This window comes from Nonomuraea sp. NPDC050022 (assembly GCF_044460705.1).
Classification (GTDB): domain Bacteria; phylum Actinomycetota; class Actinomycetes; order Streptosporangiales; family Streptosporangiaceae; genus Nonomuraea.
In genome coordinates this window covers 117,752-137,645 of record NZ_JBITKE010000007.1, presented here as the reverse complement: position 1 = coordinate 137,645, position 19,894 = coordinate 117,752, and the positions used below count along the sequence as shown (strand labels likewise).

The 19,894-nt window shown below is 69.7% G+C and carries 20 protein-coding genes; 9 read left to right on the top strand and 11 right to left on the bottom strand.

Translation table 11 applies throughout. The features are described from left to right. Positions 1–71 precede the first annotated feature (71 nt). The gene (locus ACIBO2_RS29765) at positions 72–1,556 is read left to right on the top strand and encodes an alpha/beta hydrolase (RefSeq protein ID WP_358542305.1); all 1,485 of its coding nucleotides are present in this window, start codon (positions 72–74) and stop codon (positions 1,554–1,556) included. Between the two features lie 27 nt (positions 1,557–1,583). On the opposite strand, the gene ACIBO2_RS29760 is transcribed toward ACIBO2_RS29765, so the two are convergent. The 4 genes from ACIBO2_RS29760 to ACIBO2_RS29745 all read right to left on the bottom strand — a co-directional run bounded on the left by ACIBO2_RS29760 (position 1,584) and on the right by ACIBO2_RS29745 (position 5,601). Continuing rightward, positions 1,584–2,060: a DUF6328 family protein gene (locus ACIBO2_RS29760; RefSeq protein ID WP_358542302.1), complete on the bottom strand. Its 477-nt coding sequence runs from the start codon at positions 2,058–2,060 to the stop codon at positions 1,584–1,586. Positions 2,061–2,126: 66 nt separating this feature from the next. Then, positions 2,127–4,148, bottom strand: a complete 2,022-nt coding sequence (locus ACIBO2_RS29755) for a xanthine dehydrogenase family protein molybdopterin-binding subunit (RefSeq protein ID WP_397301038.1) — start codon at positions 4,146–4,148, stop codon at positions 2,127–2,129. Further along, the gene (locus ACIBO2_RS29750; protein WP_358542297.1) at positions 4,145–5,116 is read right to left on the bottom strand and encodes a xanthine dehydrogenase family protein subunit M; all 972 of its coding nucleotides are present in this window, start codon (positions 5,114–5,116) and stop codon (positions 4,145–4,147) included. The genes ACIBO2_RS29755 and ACIBO2_RS29750 overlap by 4 nt, the downstream gene beginning before the upstream one ends. Beyond that, on the bottom strand, positions 5,113–5,601 hold the full coding sequence (locus ACIBO2_RS29745; protein ID WP_397301036.1) for a (2Fe-2S)-binding protein: 489 nt from the start codon (positions 5,599–5,601) through the stop codon (positions 5,113–5,115). The genes ACIBO2_RS29750 and ACIBO2_RS29745 overlap by 4 nt, the downstream gene beginning before the upstream one ends. Positions 5,602–5,699: 98 nt before the next feature. Here ACIBO2_RS29745 and ACIBO2_RS29740 point away from each other — a divergent pair, with 98 nt between their 5' ends. Beyond that, positions 5,700–6,080, top strand: a complete 381-nt coding sequence (locus ACIBO2_RS29740; protein ID WP_358542292.1) for a cupin domain-containing protein — start codon at positions 5,700–5,702, stop codon at positions 6,078–6,080. Between the two features lie 62 nt (positions 6,081–6,142). On the opposite strand, the gene ACIBO2_RS29735 is transcribed toward ACIBO2_RS29740, so the two are convergent. The 3 genes from ACIBO2_RS29735 to ACIBO2_RS29725 form a co-directional block, all read right to left on the bottom strand. Then, positions 6,143–7,129 carry an NAD(P)-dependent alcohol dehydrogenase gene (locus ACIBO2_RS29735; protein WP_358542290.1) on the bottom strand — a complete coding sequence of 329 codons (987 nt, stop codon included), beginning with the start codon at positions 7,127–7,129 and terminating at the stop codon, positions 6,143–6,145. A 106-nt stretch (positions 7,130–7,235) separates the two neighbouring features. Continuing rightward, on the bottom strand, positions 7,236–7,934 hold the full coding sequence (locus tag ACIBO2_RS29730) for a TetR/AcrR family transcriptional regulator C-terminal domain-containing protein (RefSeq protein WP_397301033.1): 699 nt from the start codon (positions 7,932–7,934) through the stop codon (positions 7,236–7,238). A 74-nt stretch (positions 7,935–8,008) separates the two neighbouring features. Further along, positions 8,009–9,343 (bottom strand): RNA-guided endonuclease InsQ/TnpB family protein, encoded by a 1,335-nt coding sequence (locus tag ACIBO2_RS29725; RefSeq protein WP_397301031.1) that lies wholly within the window; start codon positions 9,341–9,343, stop codon positions 8,009–8,011. 66 nt (positions 9,344–9,409) lie between these two features. On the opposite strand from ACIBO2_RS29725, the gene tnpA reads away from it, so the two are divergent. Next, on the top strand, positions 9,410–9,802 hold the full coding sequence (gene tnpA, locus ACIBO2_RS29720) for an IS200/IS605 family transposase (RefSeq protein ID WP_397301029.1): 393 nt from the start codon (positions 9,410–9,412) through the stop codon (positions 9,800–9,802). A gap of 130 nt (positions 9,803–9,932) precedes the next feature. On the opposite strand, the gene ACIBO2_RS29715 is transcribed toward tnpA, so the two are convergent. Further along, positions 9,933–10,889 (bottom strand): helix-turn-helix transcriptional regulator, encoded by a 957-nt coding sequence (locus tag ACIBO2_RS29715; protein ID WP_397301027.1) that lies wholly within the window; start codon positions 10,887–10,889, stop codon positions 9,933–9,935. A gap of 90 nt (positions 10,890–10,979) precedes the next feature. Here ACIBO2_RS29715 and ACIBO2_RS29710 point away from each other — a divergent pair, with 90 nt between their 5' ends. Then, the gene (locus tag ACIBO2_RS29710) at positions 10,980–11,402 is read left to right on the top strand and encodes a VOC family protein (protein ID WP_397301024.1); all 423 of its coding nucleotides are present in this window, start codon (positions 10,980–10,982) and stop codon (positions 11,400–11,402) included. Here ACIBO2_RS29710 and ACIBO2_RS29705 read toward each other — a convergent pair. The 3 genes from ACIBO2_RS29705 to ACIBO2_RS29695 all read right to left on the bottom strand — a co-directional run bounded on the left by ACIBO2_RS29705 (position 11,386) and on the right by ACIBO2_RS29695 (position 14,490). Next, positions 11,386–12,534, bottom strand: a complete 1,149-nt coding sequence (locus tag ACIBO2_RS29705) for a glycosyl hydrolase 53 family protein (protein WP_358552679.1) — start codon at positions 12,532–12,534, stop codon at positions 11,386–11,388. The two genes, ACIBO2_RS29710 and ACIBO2_RS29705, sit on opposite strands and share 17 nt — an antisense overlap. Positions 12,535–12,663: 129 nt before the next feature. Beyond that, positions 12,664–13,944 (bottom strand): adenylate/guanylate cyclase domain-containing protein, encoded by a 1,281-nt coding sequence (locus ACIBO2_RS29700; protein ID WP_397301022.1) that lies wholly within the window; start codon positions 13,942–13,944, stop codon positions 12,664–12,666. A gap of 153 nt (positions 13,945–14,097) precedes the next feature. Continuing rightward, positions 14,098–14,490 carry a hypothetical protein gene (locus ACIBO2_RS29695; RefSeq protein WP_358552683.1) on the bottom strand — a complete coding sequence of 131 codons (393 nt, stop codon included), beginning with the start codon at positions 14,488–14,490 and terminating at the stop codon, positions 14,098–14,100. Between the two features lie 101 nt (positions 14,491–14,591). Between ACIBO2_RS29695 and ACIBO2_RS29690 the strand changes: the two genes are divergently transcribed. The 5 genes from ACIBO2_RS29690 to ACIBO2_RS29670 all read left to right on the top strand — a co-directional run bounded on the left by ACIBO2_RS29690 (position 14,592) and on the right by ACIBO2_RS29670 (position 19,784). Continuing rightward, the gene (locus ACIBO2_RS29690) at positions 14,592–15,986 is read left to right on the top strand and encodes a hypothetical protein (RefSeq protein WP_397301020.1); all 1,395 of its coding nucleotides are present in this window, start codon (positions 14,592–14,594) and stop codon (positions 15,984–15,986) included. Positions 15,987–16,637: 651 nt separating this feature from the next. Then, positions 16,638–17,135 carry a MarR family transcriptional regulator gene (locus ACIBO2_RS29685; protein ID WP_358552687.1) on the top strand — a complete coding sequence of 166 codons (498 nt, stop codon included), beginning with the start codon at positions 16,638–16,640 and terminating at the stop codon, positions 17,133–17,135. Beyond that, positions 17,095–18,171, top strand: a complete 1,077-nt coding sequence (locus tag ACIBO2_RS29680; protein ID WP_358552689.1) for an ABC transporter ATP-binding protein — start codon at positions 17,095–17,097, stop codon at positions 18,169–18,171. Before ACIBO2_RS29685 ends, ACIBO2_RS29680 begins: the two co-directional genes overlap by 41 nt. Continuing rightward, positions 18,168–18,974 carry an ABC transporter permease gene (locus ACIBO2_RS29675; protein ID WP_358552691.1) on the top strand — a complete coding sequence of 269 codons (807 nt, stop codon included), beginning with the start codon at positions 18,168–18,170 and terminating at the stop codon, positions 18,972–18,974. The genes ACIBO2_RS29680 and ACIBO2_RS29675 overlap by 4 nt, the downstream gene beginning before the upstream one ends. Positions 18,975–19,070: 96 nt before the next feature. Next, positions 19,071–19,784 (top strand): hypothetical protein, encoded by a 714-nt coding sequence (locus tag ACIBO2_RS29670; protein ID WP_397301017.1) that lies wholly within the window; start codon positions 19,071–19,073, stop codon positions 19,782–19,784. The last annotated feature ends 110 nt before the right edge of the window (positions 19,785–19,894 follow it).

Here is a 19,894-nt window from a genome sequence, read left to right as displayed (position 1 = left end):
GCAACCACCGCGCCCAACCATCGGAGAGTCACTGAGCGATATCCACTCGGCCGCCAGACGAGGACAGAGATATGCGACGCCTTCTCGGGGTCATCACCCCGTTAGTCATCGGCCTGCTCTCCGCGGGTCTGGTCACCGCCGAGCCCGCGACGGCACAGCCCGCGCGGACGGCCGACACACCGCCCGGCCTGAGCGCCTACTACGGGCAGCGGCTCGCCTGGACCCCCTGCAAGGGGGGTTTCCAGTGCGCGAAGCTCAAGGTGCCGCTCGACTACACCAAGCCGTCGGGCAAACGGATCGAGATCGCCGTGATCAAACTGCCGGCGAAGGGCGGCAAGCGCCTGGGCTCCGTGGTGATCAACTTCGGCGGCCCCGGCGGGTCGGGCGTCGACCTGCTGAGAGGCACCGCGAAGGTGAAGTTCACCGCCGCCCTCCGCTCGCGCTTCGACCTGGTCAGCTTCGATCCGCGCGGTGTGGGCGCCTCCAGCCCCGTGCGCTGCATGCCCACCCAGGTGGCCGACTGGTACCACTCCGTCGACGACACCCCGGACTCGAAGGCCGAGGTGAAGATGTACAACTACGCGCAGCTGCGGCTCGCGCAGGCGTGCCAGGCCAACTCCGGCGCGCTCCTGCCCTTCGTGGGCACGCCGAACGCCGCCCGTGACATGGACGTGCTGCGCGCCGGTCTCGGCGAGTCGCGGATGACCTACCTCGGTTTCTCGTACGGCACCCTGCTCGGCGCCACCTACGCGAACCTGTTCCCGGCCAGGGTGCGCGCGATGGTGCTCGACGGCGCCGAGGACCCCACGACGACGGCGACGGAGTTCGGCGCGGGCCAGCAGGACGGCTTCGGCGTGGCCTTCGAGTCCTTCGCGCGTGACTGCTTCAAGCACAAGGACTGCCCCTTCAAGAAACACACGGTCACCGCGATCACCAAGCAGATGCGCGCCCTGCACGACCGGACCGAGAAGGCGCCGCTGGTCAACACCTACGACGGCAGGCAGGCCACGCAGGCGATCGTGTACACCGGCCTCAACAGCCTCCTGTACGACCAGCGGTCGTGGCCGGCCCTGCGGCAGGCGCTCGGCACGGCGTTCAAGGGCGACGGCACGCTCCTGCTGCAGTACGCCGACCAGTACAACGAGCGCGGCCCCGACGCGACCTACGCCAACATGATGGAGGCGCACGCGGCCATCGACTGCCTCGACCACCCGACCTGGCGGCGAGCGGTGCGCCAGGCCAAGGCGATCAGCTCCGGCAAGGCCGTGGCCAGTGCGTGCGACTTCTGGCCGGTCAGGAGCAAGACGGTCAACCGGGCCATCCACGCCAAGGGCGCGCCGCCCATCCTGGTGGTCGGCACCCTGCGCGACCCGGCCACGCCGTACAAGTGGGCCAAGGCGCTGGCCTCTCAGCTGTCCTCGGGCGTGCTGCTGAGCTTCGACGGCGACGGCCACACCGCCTACGGCACCGGCTCGGCCTGCGTGAACACCTCCGTCGACCGCTATCTGATCACCCGGGTGCCGCCGCGCGACGGGAAGATGTGCCCGAAGATCTGACCCGGCCCCGGTCGTGCGCGACCGGGGTCAGCTCGTGTCGTCGTCGCCCTTGGCCGAGCGGTCCATCGCCGGTTGCACGAACCAGGTCCACACGGCCAGCGCGGCGACGACGACGGCCGTGATCACCGCCACCGTGCTGTGGAACAGGTAGTCGACCACCAGCATGGTGGCCGCGGTCATCGAGACGGCCAGGGCCAGCGCCCCGGCGATGCCGTACAAGTTGGAGCGGCGGACCAGCATCTCCTTCAGGCCCTGGCGGAAGAGCACCCGGTGCTGGGCGGCCGGGGCGATGTAGCAGATCGACGCGATGGCGGCGCTGACCAGTGCCACGTAGAACAGCCGCCGGTCGGCCAGGCTCAGCTTGTCGAACCCCTGCGAGAACGGGACCGTCAGCAGGAACGCGAACAGCACCTGGACTCCGGTCACCGCCACCCGTGCGCTCTGCAGCAGCTCCACGAAGTTGCGATCGGCCCGCTCCTTCTGCGTTTCCCTGTCCGGTTCCATGTGCCTTCATCTACCTAGATCAGGGAATTTCATGCGAAAGTGCGATCTATTCGCGCAGGACCAGCTTCAAGAGAGCAGGCGGGCGGGGGTGATCGGCAGGTCGCGGACGCGGATGCCCGTCGCGTGATAGACCGCGTTGCCGATGGCGGCCGCGGTGCCGACGATGCCGATCTCGCCGATGCCCTTGGTGCCCATCGGGTTGAGGTGCCGGTCGTCCTCCTCGATCCAGGCCGCGTCGATCCGCTCGATGTCCGCGCACACCGGCACGTGGTATTGAGCCAGGTCGTGGTTGCTGAACCCGCCGAACTCGTCGTCGATGACGCTCTCCTCCATCAACGCCATGCCCACGCCCATCGTCATGCCGCCGACGAACTGCGACATTGCCAGCTGCTCGTCGATGATCCGCCCGGCGGCGAAGATGCCCAGCAGGTGCGACACGCGGATCTCGCCGGTGTCCATGTCCACGCGTACCCGGGCGAACTGGGCGCCGAAGGCGTGTCTGGCCAGGTCCTGCTGCGCCTTGATGGCGTCGGTGGTGTCGGCTGCGCCGTGCTTGCCGTCGCGCAGCGCCTCCTCGCAGGCGGCCACCACGGCCGAGCCCCAGGAGGCGGTGCCCATGGAGCCGCCGGCCACCGGGGCGGGGGGCAGATCGCTGTCGCCCAGCTCGATCCGCACCTGGTCGGGCGGGACGCCGAGCGCGGTCGCGGCGATCTTGGTCAGCGCGGTGCGGGCGCCGGTGCCGAGGTCGACGGCGGCCACGCGCACGACATAGCCGCCGTTCTCGACAGTGGCGGTGGCCTGGGACGGGCGCCGGAAGGCCGGGAAGGTGGAGGAGGCGACGCCGGTGCCGATCAGCCAGCGCCCCTGGCGGCGGACGCCCGGCGTCGGGTCGCGCCCCTCCCAGCCGAACCGGCGGGCGCCCTCCAGCAGGCAGGCCACCAGGTTGCGGGAGCTGAACGGCAGGCCGCTCTCCGGCTCGGTCTCCGCGTCGTTGAGCACGCGCAGCTCGACGGGGTCCAGGCCGGTGGCGATGGCCAGCTCGTCCATGGCCGACTCCAGCGCGTACATGCCGGGGCATTCGCCCGGAGCGCGCATCCACGACGGGGTGGCCACGTCCAGCCGGACCAGCCGGTGGGCCGTGCGCAGCGCGGGCGTCTCGTACATGGTGCGGGCCGGGGTGGCGGTCTGCTCGGCGAACTCGACCAGCGTCGAGCTCTGCTCGGCGACCTCGTGCTCGACGGCGGTGAGGCGGCCGTCGGCGTCGGCGCCGAGCCGGACCCGCTGGATCGTCGGCGTCCGGTAGCCGGTGACGTCGAACAGCTGCTGCCGGGTCAGCGCCACCTTCACCGGCCGCCCGACGGCCCGTGCCGCCAGGACGGCGAGCATGGTGCCGGGGCGGATGGTGCCCTTGGACCCGAAGCCGCCGCCGATGTGGCGGCAGACCACGCGCACCCGCTCGGCGGGCAGGCCGAGCGTCTTGGCGATCATGACGCGAGCTGTGGACACGCCCTGCGTCGAGTCGTAGACGGTCAGGTCGCCGTCACCGCTCCAGACGGCGAGCGTGGCGTGCGGCTCCATCGGGTTGTTGTGCACGGCCGGGGTCGTGTACGTCACGTCCACGGTGACGGCCGCCGCGGCCAGCCCGGCCGCCAGGTCGCCCTTCTCGGTGTCGGCCGGGTAGAACGGGTTCACCTTCTCCGGCCGGTAGAGCCCGGGGTGGTCGCCGCGCAGCCGTACGTCGTGCGGGTCCTCCTCGTAGGTGACCCGCACCTCCCGCGCGGCCGCGCGGGCGTTCTCGTAGGTGTCGGCGACGACGGCGGCGACGAACTGCCCCCGGTAGGCGACCTCGCGGCGCTGGAACAGCGCCAGCTCCGGGTCCGCGTCGGGGGCCAGCTCGGGCGGGTCCTCGCTGGACAGTACGGCCAGCACGCCCGGCAGGACGAGCGCCTCCGCCGCGTCGATCGAGGTGATGCGGCCCCTGACGATCCCGGCCTGGACCGGGTAGGCGTAGGTGACGCCCTCGATCGGGTATTCGGCCGAGTAGGTCGCGCGGCCGGTGACCTTGTCGTGCCCCTCGATCCGGGTCATGGTGCCAGCTCCAGCAGGGTGCGGACGATGAGGTTGCGAGCCAGCGGCACCTTGTGCGCGTTGCGCGGCAGCGGGCGGGCCCGCTCCAGCTCGGCCTCGGCGGCCCGGGTGAAGCTCTCCTCGTCCGCCCGGGCGCCGCGCAGCGCCCGCTCGGCGCGCTCGCACCGCCACGGCACGTGCGCCACCGCGCCGAGCGCGATCCGGCAGTCGCGTACGGTCCCGTCCTCCGCGACGTCGAGGGCGGCGGCGATCGACACCAGTGCGAACGCGAACGAGGCGCGCTCGCGGACCTTGCGATAACGGGAGGCGCCCGGTGGCGGGGCGGGCAGGTGCACGGCGGTGACCAGCTCGCCGGGCGCCAGCACGGTGTCGTGCTCGGGCTCGTCCCCGGGCAGCCGGTGCAGCCCCGGCATCGGGATCACCCGGTCGCCGCCGGGCCCGGTGACGTGCACGCGGGCGTCGAGCGCGGCCAGCGCCACCGCCATGTCGGACGGGTGGGTGGCCACGCATGCGGGGGAATGTCCGAGGATGGCGAGGTTGCTGTGGTCGCCGCCGATCGCCGGGCAGCCGGATCCGGGCCGCCGCTTGTTGCACGGCTTGGAGACGTCCTGGAAGTACGAGCAGCGGGTGCGTTGCAGCAGGTTGCCGCCCACGGTCGCCATGTTGCGGATCTGCCCGGACGCCCCGGCCAGCACCGCCCGCGCCAGCATCGGGTAGCGCTCGCGGACCAGCGGATGGGCGCCGAGGTCGCTGTTGCGCACGGCGGCGCCGACGCGCAGCCCGTCGCCGTCGGGCTCGATCCGGTCGAGCGGCAGCCGGCTCACGTCCACCAGGAACTCGGGCTCGGCCACGCCCAGACGCATGAGGTCGACGAGGTTGGTGCCGCCGCCCAGGTACATCGCACCGGGCCGGAACCTGGCCACGGCGTCGGCGGGGTCGCCGGCCCGCGCGTACTCGAAGGGTCTCATCGCGCCACCTCCGCGATCGCGGTGACGATGTTCGGGTAGGCGCCGCACCGGCACAGGTTGCCACTCATCCGCTCGCGGATCTCCTCGGCCGTCAGCGCCGGGTCGGCGGCCATGTCCTCGGTGACGGCGCTCGGACCGCCCTCGGCCAGCATTCCGGCGGCCGAGCAGAGCTGGCCGGGGGTGCAGTAGCCGCATTGGAAGGCGTCGTGCTCGATGAAGGCGGCTTGGAGCGGGTGCGGCCGGTCGCCGTCCGCCAGGCCCTCGACGGTGGTGATGTCCGATCCGTCCTGCGCCACGGCCAGCGCCAGGCAGGCGTTGGCCCGCCGGCCGTCGATCAGCACGGTGCACGCGCCGCACTGGCCGTGATCGCAACCCTTCTTCGAGCCGGTCAGTCCGAGCCGCTCGCGCAGCAGATCCAGCAGCGAGACGCGCGGGTCCACCTCCACGGTCCGCCGCGAACCGTTGACCTGCAGGCTGATCTCCATGGCGCTCGCCTACCCGGTGCGCCCACGGCTCAACCCCACGTCGTCCTCGTTCCCTTGGTCGGCTTTGTTCGGAGAAATACCCGGTGGGAGACTGAAAGGTGACGAAGGGGGACGTCATGATCGAGGTCAAGAGCATCGACAAGCCCGACGAGCGCCGGGACTTCCCGATGGGCCACTTCGAGGTGTGCAACCTGACGGGCCTGAGCTTCGGTGTGGCCACGTTCGAACCCGGATGGCGCTGGTCGGCGTCCATCAAGCCGATCGTCGGCACCGATTCGTGCCAGGTCCATCACAACGGGTTCGTCGTCCGAGGCCGGCTCCGCATCCGGATGGACGACGGCACCGAGGCCGAGATCGGCCCGGGAGAGGTCTTCGTCGCCCCGCCCGGACACGACGCCTGGGTGGTTGGGAACGAGCAGGTAGAGGTGTACGACTTCGCGGGCGGCGCCGCGGAGTACGCCAAGGCACGGAGCGCCTGAGGCCTGCTTTCGCAGCGGGGGTCGCCGGCGCGACCGTAGTCGGCGACCCTCGGCCCTTTCGTTCAGACCGTGATGACGACCTTCCCCACCACGTGACCCTCTTCCTGGTAGCGGACGGCCGCCGGGATCTCCTCGAACGGGTAACCGCGGTCGATGACCGGAGCGATCTCGCCGTCCTCGATGAGCCGGGTCAGCGTGAGCAGATTCTGCCGCTTCTGCCGGCAGGTGACCACGTCCGTCATGACCATTCTCTGGGACACGAACGGCGAGAACGCCACCGCCGCGAACACGTGAGCGGCGGGCTGGAACCATCGGCCGGGCGGTCCGCCGATGGCGACGTAGGTGCCCTTGGGGGTCAGCACCCGGCGGCAGGCCCCTCCTGAACGGCTTCCCGCGATGTCCAGCAGCAGGTCGTAACGCTGTCCGGTCCGGGTGAAGTCCTCCGTCGTGTAGTCGATGACCTCGGTGGCGCCGAGCGACTTGACCAGGTCCACGTTCCGCGCGCCACAGACGGCGGTGACCTCCGCGCCGAGCGCTCGGGCGATCTGCACGGCGAACGTCCCCACCCCGCCCGACGCCCCGTTGACGAGGACCTTGTGCCCGGACTGGAGGCGGCCCTGGTCGCACAGGCCCATCAGGGCGGTGTTGGCCGCCATCGGCACCGCCGCCGCCTGCTCGAAGGACAGGTTCTTCGGTTTCGGCGCCAGGTCGCTCGCCCGGACGCACGCGTATTCGGCGAAGCCGCCCTGGTTGGACTGCGCGAAGACCTCGTCGCCGGGGCTGAACCCCGTCACGTCCTTGCCGACCGCCTCGACCTGCCCCGCCAGATCGGCGCCCAGGATGTGGATCTTCGGCCCGCGCAGCCCGAGGCTGCCGGGCATCAGGCGCGCGATGTACGGCTCGCCTCTCATGTGGTGCCAGTCGTAGGGCTGGATGGAGGTGGCACGGACCCGGACCAGTACCTCGTCGGCGCCGGGCACGGGCTTGTCGATCTCGGTGACGGCCAGGTCGTCGGGTGAGCCGTACGTGCGTAAGACGATCGCCTTCATCGCGGGTGCCTCCGATTCGTACAACGTAAGTCGTACGCCGTAAGGTACTCGTACGGCGTAAGGTGGTCAAGGGGCCGCCGGAGGCGACCGGCGAGCACGAAGGGGGTCAGGCGCTCTCGCGCATCCTGTCGAGACCATCGAGGATCAGATCCAGCCCGAACTCGAACTCGGTCTGGTCGTCGCACCAGCCCAGCGTGGAGTCGGGGTCGTCGTGAGCGATCTCCCGCAGCATGCCGACGAGGTGGGGCAGCTGCTCGGCCATGGCGTCGAGCATGGCCGCGGAATCGTCACCGGCCCCGTCACCCGGATCGAACATCTCCTGGGTGAACCCCAGAGCCCGGCTCCCCAGGGCGTGCAGCGCGTGATGGGCCAGGTCGTTGGAGAAGCCACCGTCTCGCATGAGCCCGATCAGGGCATCGAAGTACCGCACGACCGCCGGACTCACGTCGGTACGGGTCTCGAAGACGCGCGGCGCCCAGGGGTGGCGCAGGAAGACCTGGCGGGCGGTCAGGATCCGCTGCCGCACGGCCGTCTTCCAGGCGGCTCCCTTGGAGGGCATGTCGATCCGGCCGACCGCCTCGTTGATCTCGCCGGCGATGACGCCGACGATGCCGTCGAGGACGTCTTCCTTCTTGGCCACGTGGTAGTAGAGCGACATCGCCTCGGCGCCGAGCTCTTCCGCGAGACGACGCATCGTGAGCGACTCGATGCCGCTTTCGTCGGCGACCTTGATCGCGGCCCGGAGCACCCGATCTCTGCTCAACGGGGTGCGGGGCTCGGTCCTTGGTCCATTCCGCGTGGCCACCTAGATCAACCTCCGCGCCATATCGTACAAGTTGACCTGCTCCCCGTCCTGAAGGGGCGGGGATTCCCGTGCCGCTATGCGGCAGCTCGTGCCGCTTGCGCGGCCTGTGCTGTGGAACGGGGTGCTTGACGTTTCGCGGACCCGGGTGGGTCTCCACGCCCTGAGACGACCAGCCCGGCCGCCTGTCCTTTGCTCTTGATGTTCCTCGCCCCGACGATGTCGGCGTGCTCGCTGTGCCCGCAGGAAGTGCAGGAGAAGATCGCTTGGCTCTTGCGGCTCTTCTCCTCCACCTTCCCGCACACAGGTTCCGGGCACGTCTGGGACGTGTACACAGGATTGATCTTATGGATGACGCAGCCGGTATAGCGCGCCTTCGAGCGAAGGGCGACTCCCAGGCCGTACCAGCCCTTGTCGACAATCGCCGTGTTGAGCCCGGATTTCGCCGCCGCGCCGTTGCGCAGGAACCTGCCCGACCGGTCGGGGTCGGGCTTCGGCTTGACGGCCGCGCTCATCCCCTTCGTGTTCAGGTCTTCGATGACCACATGCCCGTACACACCGGTGAGCCGATGCGCGGCTTGGGCGTTGAAGTCAGCGCGCCGCCACCGGACCCGCCGCATGACCTCACCCATCGCGGCCACGACCCTCTGACGCCGCCTCGATCCCTTCTGCGTGCGGGCGAGCCGGCGTTGCAGCCGTAGATACCGTTCCGCTTCGCCGACCGTCACATACCCCAGGTCGTCCTTGCGGTCCTGTTTCGTCTCCCGCGGCAGCCGCCTGGAGGAGACACCGCCGCTTCCGGCGTGGCGGCGGTCGAAGAACTCCCCGTCCGAGGTCACGGCGGCCGTGACCACCCCCCGGTCCACGCCCACCCATCCAGGGCGGGCGTGTTCCTGCCGCTCGGCGATCCCATCGTCGACCAGGAAACTGATGAACCAGTGCTTGCCGTCCCGGGACACGGTCGCGGACTTGACGCTCCCCCCGAGCGGGCGCGACATCCGAAACCGCGCCCACCCGAACTTGGGCAGGAAGACTCGCCCCCACTTGCGGCCGATCGGCTCCACGGGCAGGTGTCCGGCGGTGGGGAAGCGAAACGAGGGCCGCCACTTCGCCTTCGACTTCCAGCGCACCTTCCATGTGCCATGCTTGCGGCACGCCTGGTCCAGGTCCTTGAGGGTCTGCTGGATCACCTGGGCGGGCGCATCAGCGAGCCAGCCGCAGTACGGGTCCTTCTTCGCCTCGGCGAGCTGCCCGCACTGCTCGGCATAGGTGATCCACCCTCCGCGCCGCCGGTACTCCCGCCGCTGTTCGAGACCGGTGTTCCACACCGCCCGGCAGATCCCGCCCAGCCTTTCGGCGAACGCGGCCTGCCCGGAGTCGAACTCCAAGCGGTACTTCCGGCCCGCAAGCATGCGCAACACCCCCTCTTCCACGGGATGCTCACGTCTCACCGACTCGAACACATTATCATCTGGTCTATGAGCCAGGAAGCGGAATATCGACGAGGCAGACACGTGGTTTCCGCGATGCACGCCCATCTGGTCTTTGTCACCAAATATCGCCGAAACGCCTTCGACGACGCGATGCTGCGCCGCTGCGAAGACATCATGATCGAGGTGCGCGACAGTTTCGAGGCCGAACTCCGCGAGTTCAACAGCGAACACGACCACGTCCACCTGCTCGTCCACTACCCGCCCAAGGTCGCGATCAGCAAACTCGTCAACTCGTTGAAAGGCGTCTCCTCGCACTACCTGCGCAAGGAGTTCACCGGCCGCATCAACCCCGCCACCATGCACGACCCCTTCTGGTCACCCAGCTACCTCGCCGCCTCCTGCGGCGGAGCCCCACTATCGAGGCGCCGCCCCACCTGAGGTTCCAGGTCCACGCACCGGGATGCCCCGCCTGCGGCGGGCCATCCGCAGGGGACTGCATTCATCCCCGGCCTGAAAGCTGAGACTTTCTGCGGACCTTCGGTAAGTTTGGGCCTTGACCGCTGCCAGGTCAGCGTTCGCCGGCGTACTGGCCGGCCAGCTCGGCGCCGATCCGCGCCAGCTCCGCCTGGACCGACCGCGGCTCGACCACCTCGATCATCGCGCCCCAGCCGGCCAGGTTCCTGGCGATGTCCAGCGGGGTCGGCGCGGCGAGGCGGACCCGGACCCGGACCCGGCCGTGGTCGAGCTCGCCGTCGGTGTGGCAGTGCCGCCCGAAGTGGGTGCGCAGCACCGGCACGAACCTGGCCTCGATGATCACGGTCGCCCACGTACGCGAACGCCGCCGCTCCACCTCCCCCACGACCTGCTCCCACGCGTCGGCGAGCGTGAAATCGTCCGGGCGCTCGGCGGGCTGGTCGGTCGGCTCGGCCTCGATGATCCGGTCGATCCGGAAGGTTCGCTGTCCTCGTTCGGTCCCGGCGATCAGGTACCAGATGTCGTCCTTATCGACCAGGCCCCACGGGTCGATCAGCCGTTCGGTCCGCTCGCGGGCGCTGCCGGCGTAGGTCAGTCGGACCTTCCGCCGGCGGACCACGGCGGCCTGGAGCAGGTCGACCAGCTCGGGGCGGCGGCGATCACGCTCGCCCCATCGGGTGGGGTCGATCATCGTCGCGGCGGCGGCGGCCTCGGCGTCGGCCCGGAAGGTCTGCGGCAGCGCCCGTACGAGCTTGCGCAGCGCCGCCTTCGCCTCACCCGAGACGGCCGCGGCCGGTCCGACGAGCAGGAACAGCGCCTGCGCCTCGATCGCCGACAGGCCACTGAGATCGGTACGGGCGCCGCCGACGAGCGACCAGCCGCCGCCGCGTCCGGCCTGCGGATAGACCGGGATGCCCGCCGCGGACAGCGCCTCCAGATCGCGGCGGGCGGTGGCGACGGACACCTCGAGCTCGTCGGCCAGCTCGGCGGCGGTCACCCGGCCACGGCTCTGCATGAGCAGGAGGGCCGCGACGAGCCGGTCAGCGCGCATGTCCCCATCTTCGCCAAGAAAGTGGTCAATTGGTGAGCACTTTAGCTTGGAGGATGGCCATAGACACCGACCGAACGTAAGGAACACCCCATGTTGCGTGGACTCACCACCGTCAGCTTCTTCGCCGACGACGTCCCGGCCGCCCGGGACTGGTACACCGAACTGCTCGGCATCGAGCCGTACTTCGCGCGCCCGGTCGAGGGGCCGCCCGCCTACGTCGAGTTCCGCCTCGGCGACTACCAGCACGAGCTCGGCATCGTCGACCGCCGATTCGCCCCGCACAGCCGGGCCGACCAGGCCAGCGGCGCGGTGATCTACTGGCACGTGGACGACGTCGAGGCCGCCTTCGAGCGGCTGCTGTCCCTGGGCGCCACCGCGCACGACAAGCCGGTCGAGCGGGGGCCGGGATTCGTCACCGCGTCCGTGGTCGACCCCTTCGGGAACATCCTCGGCGTGATGTACAACGAGCACTACCTGGAGATCTTGGCTCCGCGACCTACGGGGTCCATCTGATGCTGGGATTGATGCCGCCCGTCCAGTTGAAGGTGGCCATGTTGTCCCACTGGTCGCCGGTGCCGTTGATGTTGGCCGGGTCCCAGCCGTTGCCGGAGATGGCGTACCAGGTCGGCTCCCAGTAGAAGACGCCGATCGCGCCCGCGCCGCGCGCCGTGTTCTGGACCGCGGCGAACTCGTTCGCCTGCCCCGCCCAGGTGGCCGGGTAGCCCGAGCACGGCGCCGAGCCGGTCACCACGTTCCCCTCGCTGTCGGCGTTGGCCGCGGTGAACGGGTAGGCGGTCTCCGCCACGATGACCGGCTTGCCGTACCGGGACCTCGCGTCGTTGATCACCGTGGACAGGGTGGACAGCGGGCCGTGCCACATGCAGTAGTAGGACAGGGCGGTGATGTCCCACGGCACGCCCTTGGCCTTGATCCCGTCGTAGAACCAGCGGGCGTTGGCGAGACTGTCGGCGTCGGCGGTGTGGATGATCACCTGGGTGCCGCCGTTGCACGCCTTGGTGGCGTTGTACCCGGCCTTGAGCAGCAGGCTCAGATTGGTGAAGTCGTTGTTGATCACCTTGCCGTCGTTCCAGAGCATCCCGACGTTGATCTCGTTGCCGATCTGCACGCTGTCGGGCGTGGTGCCCTGCGCCTTCAGGCTGTTGCAGACGTCGTAGGTGTAGTTGTAGACGTCCGTCTGGAGCTGGCCGATGCCGTGACTCGCCCACGCCGCCGGCTTGAACTGCTTGCCCGGGTCGGCCCAGGTGTCCGAATAGTGGAAGTCGATCATCAGGCCGAGGCCCTTGGCCTTGACCGTCCTGGCGTAGGCCAGGACCTTCGCCTTGTTGTTGTAGCCGCTCGCCGGGTTGTTCCAGACGCGTAAGCGGACGTAGTTGACGCCGACGCCGGCGAGGATGTCCAGTGGGTCGGCGGCTGTCCCGGCGGCGTTGTAGTACTTGGCCCCGAGGTCCAGGCTCCGCTGGACCGACGAGACGTCGGCGCCGCGCATGGTCAGCGTGGCGGCCGAGGCGGGGGCGGGGTTCACGAGTGCGACGGCGAGCAGTGTCGCCAGTGCGAGGAGGAGCGTGCCCCCGATCCTCCAGGGGCGGTTCAGGTGGTTGACGGCCATCCCGATCTCCTTGCTCAAGAAATGGGTGGGCTCCTCTGTGAACGTTCACAGAGGCTCTTGAGCGCCTCTCTGTGAACGTTCACAGACCCTCTTGAGCATGAGAATAAAGAAGGATCTCCCGCCGGGGAAGAGTGGTTTCCCGGGAATTCAGCCCTCGAAGAAGGTCAGCTGGACTCCGGAGACCGTGCGCTGGACGGCGGCGAACCCGTCCAGCTGGGCGCGCTCGCTCCCGGCCTCGGCCAGCCGCTCATGTACGGCCTCGCTCAGATAGACGCGACCGGGCCCGCCGAGATCCTGCGCCATCTTGGAGGCGAGATTCACCGGCGCGCCCGCGATATCCCACCCACCACCCGGCGTCTCACCCGCCAGCACCGGCCCGGCGGCCACCCCGATCCGGCAGACGATCTCGTACTCGGCCAGGCCCGCGCGCAAGCCCTGGGCGAAGCGTACGGCCGGCGCGGCCTCCTCGAACAGGTAGAGAGCCAGAGGTCCAGCGATCTTGATCTCCACGGCACCCCGCGCGGGCATGAGCCGGAGCCCCGTCTCCCTGAGCACGGCCGACAGGGCCAGCCCTCTCAGCAGCCCGAGCTCAGGCGTCTCGGCCGGGGCGACGCTCCGCTCGACCAGGACCACAGTCCGGTCCTGGAGATGCTCGGCGGCCAGCCGCCGGGCCAGCTCGACGTCCTCGGGACGGCGCTCCAACCTCAGCAGGTCGGCGTAGAAGGCCGCGGAGTAGGGAATCGGGTAACGCAGATCCTCGGCGACCGGCCGCACATCCTCCGGACGGGGGCCGTCGAGCACCTGATGGACGGCGCCGACCAGGCTCTCGGGGCCGTCCTTGCGGCGCAGGACGAAGGCGTGGTCAGGCGGCAGCCGGTCGACGACCGCCCCCGTCACCACGAGCCCCCCGCCTTCGGTGTGGTTCTCCGCGATGTCCTCGATCGCGTCCGCCTCCGCGCCGTACAGCCCACCGGCCAGGCCGTAGAAACTCCCGCAGTGCGCACCGATGCCGATCCGTACGCGGCAAGAGCGTTCGATCTCGTCCTGGACCTTCAGCAGGGCCGACAGCAGCACCCCCGCGTCCGCCGATTCCGGATGGAACATCTGGGCGTTGTCCGCCGCCCACACACCCACCGCCTCGCCGCCGATGGCCCTGGTGCGGGCGTGCAGGATCCGCTTGGGCCGGTCGATGAGCGCCAGCACCTCCAGCAGCCCCAGCCGCTGGCTGAGCTTCGTCAGCCCGGCCGAGTCGGACACCACGTTGTAACCGCGGACCGCGAATCGGCCCAGCAGCCGCCGCGCGTCCTCGTGGCTTTGACCGGTGTCACGCCACTGCTGGATCAGCGCCAGCGGCAGACCGGCCGCGGAGCGCGGCTCGGTGTCGAAGGTGCTCGGGATGTACGCGCCCGTGGGGGGTTCGGAAGCCACCCGACCACCGTATATCACTCAGCGCACTTGTATAAACGCTCTCTGTGACGGCCCCGCGCGGCCGAGGAGGCGCTGGCGCGAGCGGGCGCCAGGGGCGACAGCCGCGCCGCCAACCAGCGGCGGCGGTCTCTGGAGGACGCCGCCGCACCCGTCTCAGCCTCCGGCCAGCGGGACAAGCTTGACGAACGAGATCACCGGATCCGCGGTCAGGTCGATCGACTCGTCCAGATCCTCGATCTGACGATCACCGACCAGCAGGATGAACCCGTTGCGCACGAACGCCCGCTCGGCGATGTCCGCCTGACGCTCCCAGTCGATCCGCCGCGCCGCGCGCATCCGGTAGCCGTTCAGCTCGACCTCGGCGTCGTCCGGCTTGACCAGCCCGTTGAACCTGGGCGAGGGCGCCGCGTTGTACCGGGCGACCTCCTCGCGCACGCGCAGCCGCAGTAGCTCACGAGCGGTGATCCGGTCCGGCAGGCCGGGCAGCGTGAACTCCTCCAGCGGCCGGCCACTCGCGCTCTCATCACGGAAGGTGACCTGAGCCATCGATGATCTCCTGTGGCAGTGGGATGACCCTTGACTACCAGCCGCCTCCGACAAACTGGCCTGCGGCGAATTCTGTCGGACGGCTTCGGCATGATCCAGGCATGCGCGAACTCACCGTCGACGAGACGGTCGCGGCCGCCTTCGCGTCCGCGAGCTGGATCATGGAGGCGATCGTCCAGGAGCTTGAGCTGGAGGGACGGTCATACTCCTGGCTCTGGCCGGATGACCGGGACGAACGGGGTGCCGAGAAACTGCGGCGCCAGGCCCGGAATGTCCGGCAGGAGCGGGTGGCACGGCTGCGCCACACCGAGGGAACCGACCGCCGGGCCGCTGTGATCTACCTGGCTCAACCCGGGCTGGACGAATACTACGAGGAGCTGGAGCTGGCCTTGTCCGGCTCCGACGGCTGGACCGCAACCGGCGTGACCGCGCTGCTCTCGGTCGTGGGCAGCCGGGAGCTTCAATACTGGGACGTCACCTGGGTGTGCCAGGTCGTGAACCTGGTGCTGGAAATCGACATCGCCGAGCGGCAATCCCTGCGCGAGTCAGTCACCCGGCTGATCGAGGCCATGGCCCACGTCCCGCTACCTGCCGATGACCGACGACGTCTGCACCGCCGGATCACGCTGGCCCTGCCCGGCGACCCGACGACGCTGCCGCTGTCGGCACTGGTACGCGCCGACGCCTGGGCCTCGTCCGTACGCGATCATCTTGGGGACGCGCCCGCACCCCACCTGGTCAAGCTGGTCGAGCATCTGTGCGAGGTACATACGCCGCGGCCCACCCAGACGTGGCGCGCCCGCTGCCTGACCCTGCTGGAGCCCGCCGGTGCGCGGGAGTTCGTGCGGTTCGCGCTGGCGGCCTTCATCCGCGAGGTGTCCGACGACGGCAACCGGCGGATGGTGTCCGAGGCGAACACGGATGTGGCCCGCGGGACCATCTGGGCGGCGACGCTGGCCCGGGTCGACGATCTGGCGGCCACTCTGACCTGGTTGGCCGTCCATCTGGGTGGTGACCGCGCCCGATTCACGCAGGATCTGGTGGTCGCCGGTGCCGCGATCAACGCGCTCGGCGAGGGCGACGACCCGCAGCCGCTCTGGCGGCTCCAGACCTCGATCAAGCACCGGGCGCTGCGCAAGCAGGTCGACACCGCGCTCGCCACGGCCGCCGGACACGCCGGGATCACACCGGCCCAGCTGCTGGAGCGGGGTGTGCCGGCCCACGGACTCGCCACCGACGGGACCCGCTCGTGGCGGCTTCTACTTCCCTCGGTTCGCCGCCCACATCGTCGACCACGCGCGGCTGTACGCGCTGCTCAAGGAGCGCGGCTGGCAGACGCTCTGGCTGCGCGCCTTCCACGGCGAGCAGGAAGCCGTGGCCAAGAAGGAACTGGCGGAGGGCGCCTGGCGGGTCCGCTTCCGCTACGAGACCGCCGCGGTGGCCGACCACGAGGTGACCCTGGCCGCCACCGATCAGGTCCGCTTCGACCGGCGTGAGGGGCGCGCCTGGCGGGAGACGCCGCTGGCGCTGGTTCCGCCGCTGGTGTTCAGCGAGGCGATGCGGGACGTGGACCTGTTCATCGCGGTCACCTCGATCGCCGCCGACCCGGATTGGATCGACCGGGGCGAGGACGGTTTCAGCGGCCAGGAGCGATTCGGCGACGGAGAACGTTTCGGTGGGTATGTGCGGGAGGCCGCCTTCGGCGCGCTGCCGCCGTCGGCCGAGGTCCGCCGCGACGCGCTGGCCCGAATCCTCCCCCGTACGGCGATCGCCGACCGCTGCACGCTCACCGACCGCTACCTGGTCGTCCGCGGCGTCCTGCGCACCTACCGGATCCACCTGGGCAGCGGCAACATCCTCATGAGCCCCGGCGACGTCTACCTGTGCATCGTCACAGCCCGTAAGCGGGACGCCAAGCTGTTCCTGCCCTTCGAGGAGGACGGCCGCCTGGCTCTCATCCTCAGCAAAGCCTTCCTGCTCGCCCAAGACAGCAAGATCACCGACGAGACCATCCTCCAGCAGATCCGCCGGGAAGACGCCCCTTGATGATCGCGGCCGACGAAACCGGCCGACCCCAAAAAGCTATGGGACAAAAATATACGAGCTCGTAATGTATGGCTCCAAACAAATTCGCTATCCTGACGAACATGACGTCTGACCATTCAGCGGAGTCCGACCTCCAGCAGGCACCGCTCCCCTATCTGGTGTCGATCGCGGGAAACGTGCTGAACAGCCGTTGGAACGCTCTGTTGAGCCAGGAGCACGGCGTGTCCGTCGCGGGGATGAACGTGCTGCTGGCCCTGAGCCGCGGGTCGGGCACCCACAGCGAGATCGCCCGGCGCTGCCGGGTGCACGTCTCCACCCTGACCGGAATCGTGGACACGCTCGCCCGCGATCACCTCGTGGACCGCCTACGGGACACCGTGGACCGCAGAAAGGTCCTGCTGGCGCTCACGCCGCGCGGCAAGAAGATCACCGAGCGCGTGGGGAACGTCCTGAGCGAGGCGCCCCCGCTCACCCCCAGCCTGGCGGACCCCGAGCACGAGGCGATCATCCGCGCGTTCCTCATCGACACGATCGAATTCGACGAACGGGAGGCCACTCGTGCCCGGATCGCAGACACAGAGAGCGGCGAAGGTCGGTGACTCCGCCGTCGCCATCGACGCCCTGGTCAAGAGATATCCCGGGGCTCCGGCGAACGCCGTCGACGAGCTCTTCCTCGAGGTCCGCCCAGGAGAGATCTTCGGCCTGTTAGGCCCCAACGGTGCGGGCAAGAGCACCACGATCGGCATCCTCACCACCCGCGTCATCCCCACCGGCGGCACGGCCACCATCCTGGGCGTGGACGTCGTGGCCCGCCCCGTGGCGGCGCGCCGGCTCCTGGGCGTCGTGCCCCAGGTCAACAACCTCGACCGCTCCCTCAACGCCTGGCAGAACCTCCTCTTCCACGCCGCCTACCACGGCGTACCGCGAGCGGTCAGCAAGAGCCGGGCCACCGAGCTCATGGAGTCCTTCGGGCTCGCCGGGCGGGGCCGCGACAGCGTCAACACCTATTCGGGCGGCATGGCCCAGCGCCTGCTGATCGCCCGAGCCCTGATGCACGACCCTCGCGTGCTGTTCCTCGACGAGCCGACGACCGGGCTCGACCCGCAGGCGCGGCTCTTCGTGTGGGACCGGATCCGCGAGCTGCGCGCCGCGGGGGTGACGGTCGTCCTGACCACGCACGACATGGACGAGGCCGCCGACCTGTCGGACCGGGTCGGCATCATCGACCACGGCAAGCTGCTCGCGCTCGGCACGGTCCACGCGCTCACGCGCGGTCTGGAGGGGAAGAGCATGCTGGACATCACCATCGCGCAGGTCCCCGGGCCGGCCGCCCGGGAGCTGCCGGACGTCCTAGCGTCGCAGGGCGCCCAGGAGCCGCCGGGTGCCCGGGAGCTGCTGGACGTCCTGGCCGATGTCGACGGCGTCGAACGCGTTGAACGCGTGGAGTCCGCACCCGCCGAGCCAGCCATGAGCGAGACGCGTTTCCGGCTCTACGTGAGCCAGGATCCCGCCGCCGTGCTCGGACCGGTGGCGCAGCTGCTGGCCAAGCGCGACTGTCCCATCACCAACGTCCAGATCGGCGAGCCGAGCCTGGAGGACGTCTTCATCACCCTCACGGGGAGGAGCCTGCGATGAGCGTGTCCGCCCAGACGGCCGTCCGCAGGGGCGTCAGCCCGTTGCGCGTGGTTCTCGCGATCCTGTGGCGCGATGCCGTCGTGACGTGGCGCGACATCACCTCGGTGCTCGCCCAGGTCGTACTCCAGCCACTCGTCATGCTCTTCATCTTCGTCGGCGTGCTCGGCCGCCTGGCCTACGTCGACCCCTCCTACAACGACGTGCTGCTTCCCGGCGTGGTCGCGATGAGCGGCTTCGTGGCGGCGCTCCAGGCCGTCGCCCTGCCGCTGATGATGGAGTTCGGCTACACGAAGGAGATCGAGGATCGCCTGCTGGCGCCGGTCTCGATCTCCCTGGTCGGCCTGGAGAAGGTGCTGGCGGCGGCGCTGCGCGCGCTGTTCGCCGCCGCGGTCACGCTGCCCGCCGGCATGCTGATCATCCAGGACGCGACGTTCCGGGTCGACGGCCTTCCGCTGCTCGTGCTGTCGGTCCTGCTCGGTGGCTGGGCGGCCGGGGCAATCGGGCTGATCATCGGTACGCTGCTGCCGCCCGGCAAGGTCGGCATCATGTTCGCCCTCATCATCGCGCCGATGCTGTTCACCGGCGGCACCCAATACCCGTGGCCCTCGCTCGGCAAGCTGCCCTGGTTCCACGTCCTGACGGCGCTCAATCCGATGACGTACTCGAGCGAGGGAGTACGGGCGGCACTGGAGCCGCAGGTGCCGCACATCGAGCCGTGGATCTCGATCGCCGTGCTCACCGGCTTCTGCGTGGCGCTGACCGCCGTCGGGATGGTGAGCTTCCGCCGCCGGTCGCTGACCTGAGAACGCCGCCATGACCTCCCCTCTCGGGAAGCCGCGGCCCGACGGGATGACGTTTACGTCGTGAGCGGCGCGGGCACCGATGGCGAGGGTGATCAGATGCCTGGCAGATACACACGCTCCACGGACGTACGGGGCATTCTGCTGCGCGTGTGGCCGGCCGTGCTGGCGATCGCGCTGGCCTTCGGAAGAGGCTATCTCGACGCCTACGGCCCAGCAGGCTGGGTCGGGGTCGTCCTGGCGATCATCGGTTTCTTCGTGGCGGTGGCACCGATCGGCCTGGCGTTCTTCAGGTGCACCCGGGTGTTACTGAGCCTCGCGATGGGCATGGCGCTGATCTACTGTCTCAATCTGGCCCACGAGGCCGTGGCGCGGCAGGCGCTGGCCCAGCGCGGCCAGGTGAGCGAGTGCCTGGTACGCCAGGAGACCCCGCAACAGCGCACCGTCACCGACACCCACTACCAGCCCGGCACCTCCCCCGGCGACCCGGGCACCACATGGACGTCCACGCGCAGCGAGACCTACTACGACTACCGCCTGGGCTGCTCACAGGGCGGTCCGGACTCGATGACGACTCGCATCTCCGTGGCGCGGCCGGGCACCACCATCGCGGTCCTCTGGGATCCCACCGGACGAATCGACCCACGCCCGGCCGCGCCCGGCGACACCCCGGCCGAGGACTTCCGCGCCGCCGGGCTGGCGGGCGGAGCAGGCGTCCTGCTGGCCCTCCTAGACGCCGTGCTCGACGCCACCGGCTTCCATCTCAGACTTCCCCGCCGGCTCACCGCGCGCCGCTTCTGGCGACGCCGCTGATCGATGTCGCTGGTCGATGTCGCTGGTCGATGTCGCTGGTCGATGTCGCTGGTCGATGTCGCTGGTCGATGTCGCTGGTCGATGTCGCTGGTCGATGTCGCTGGTCGATG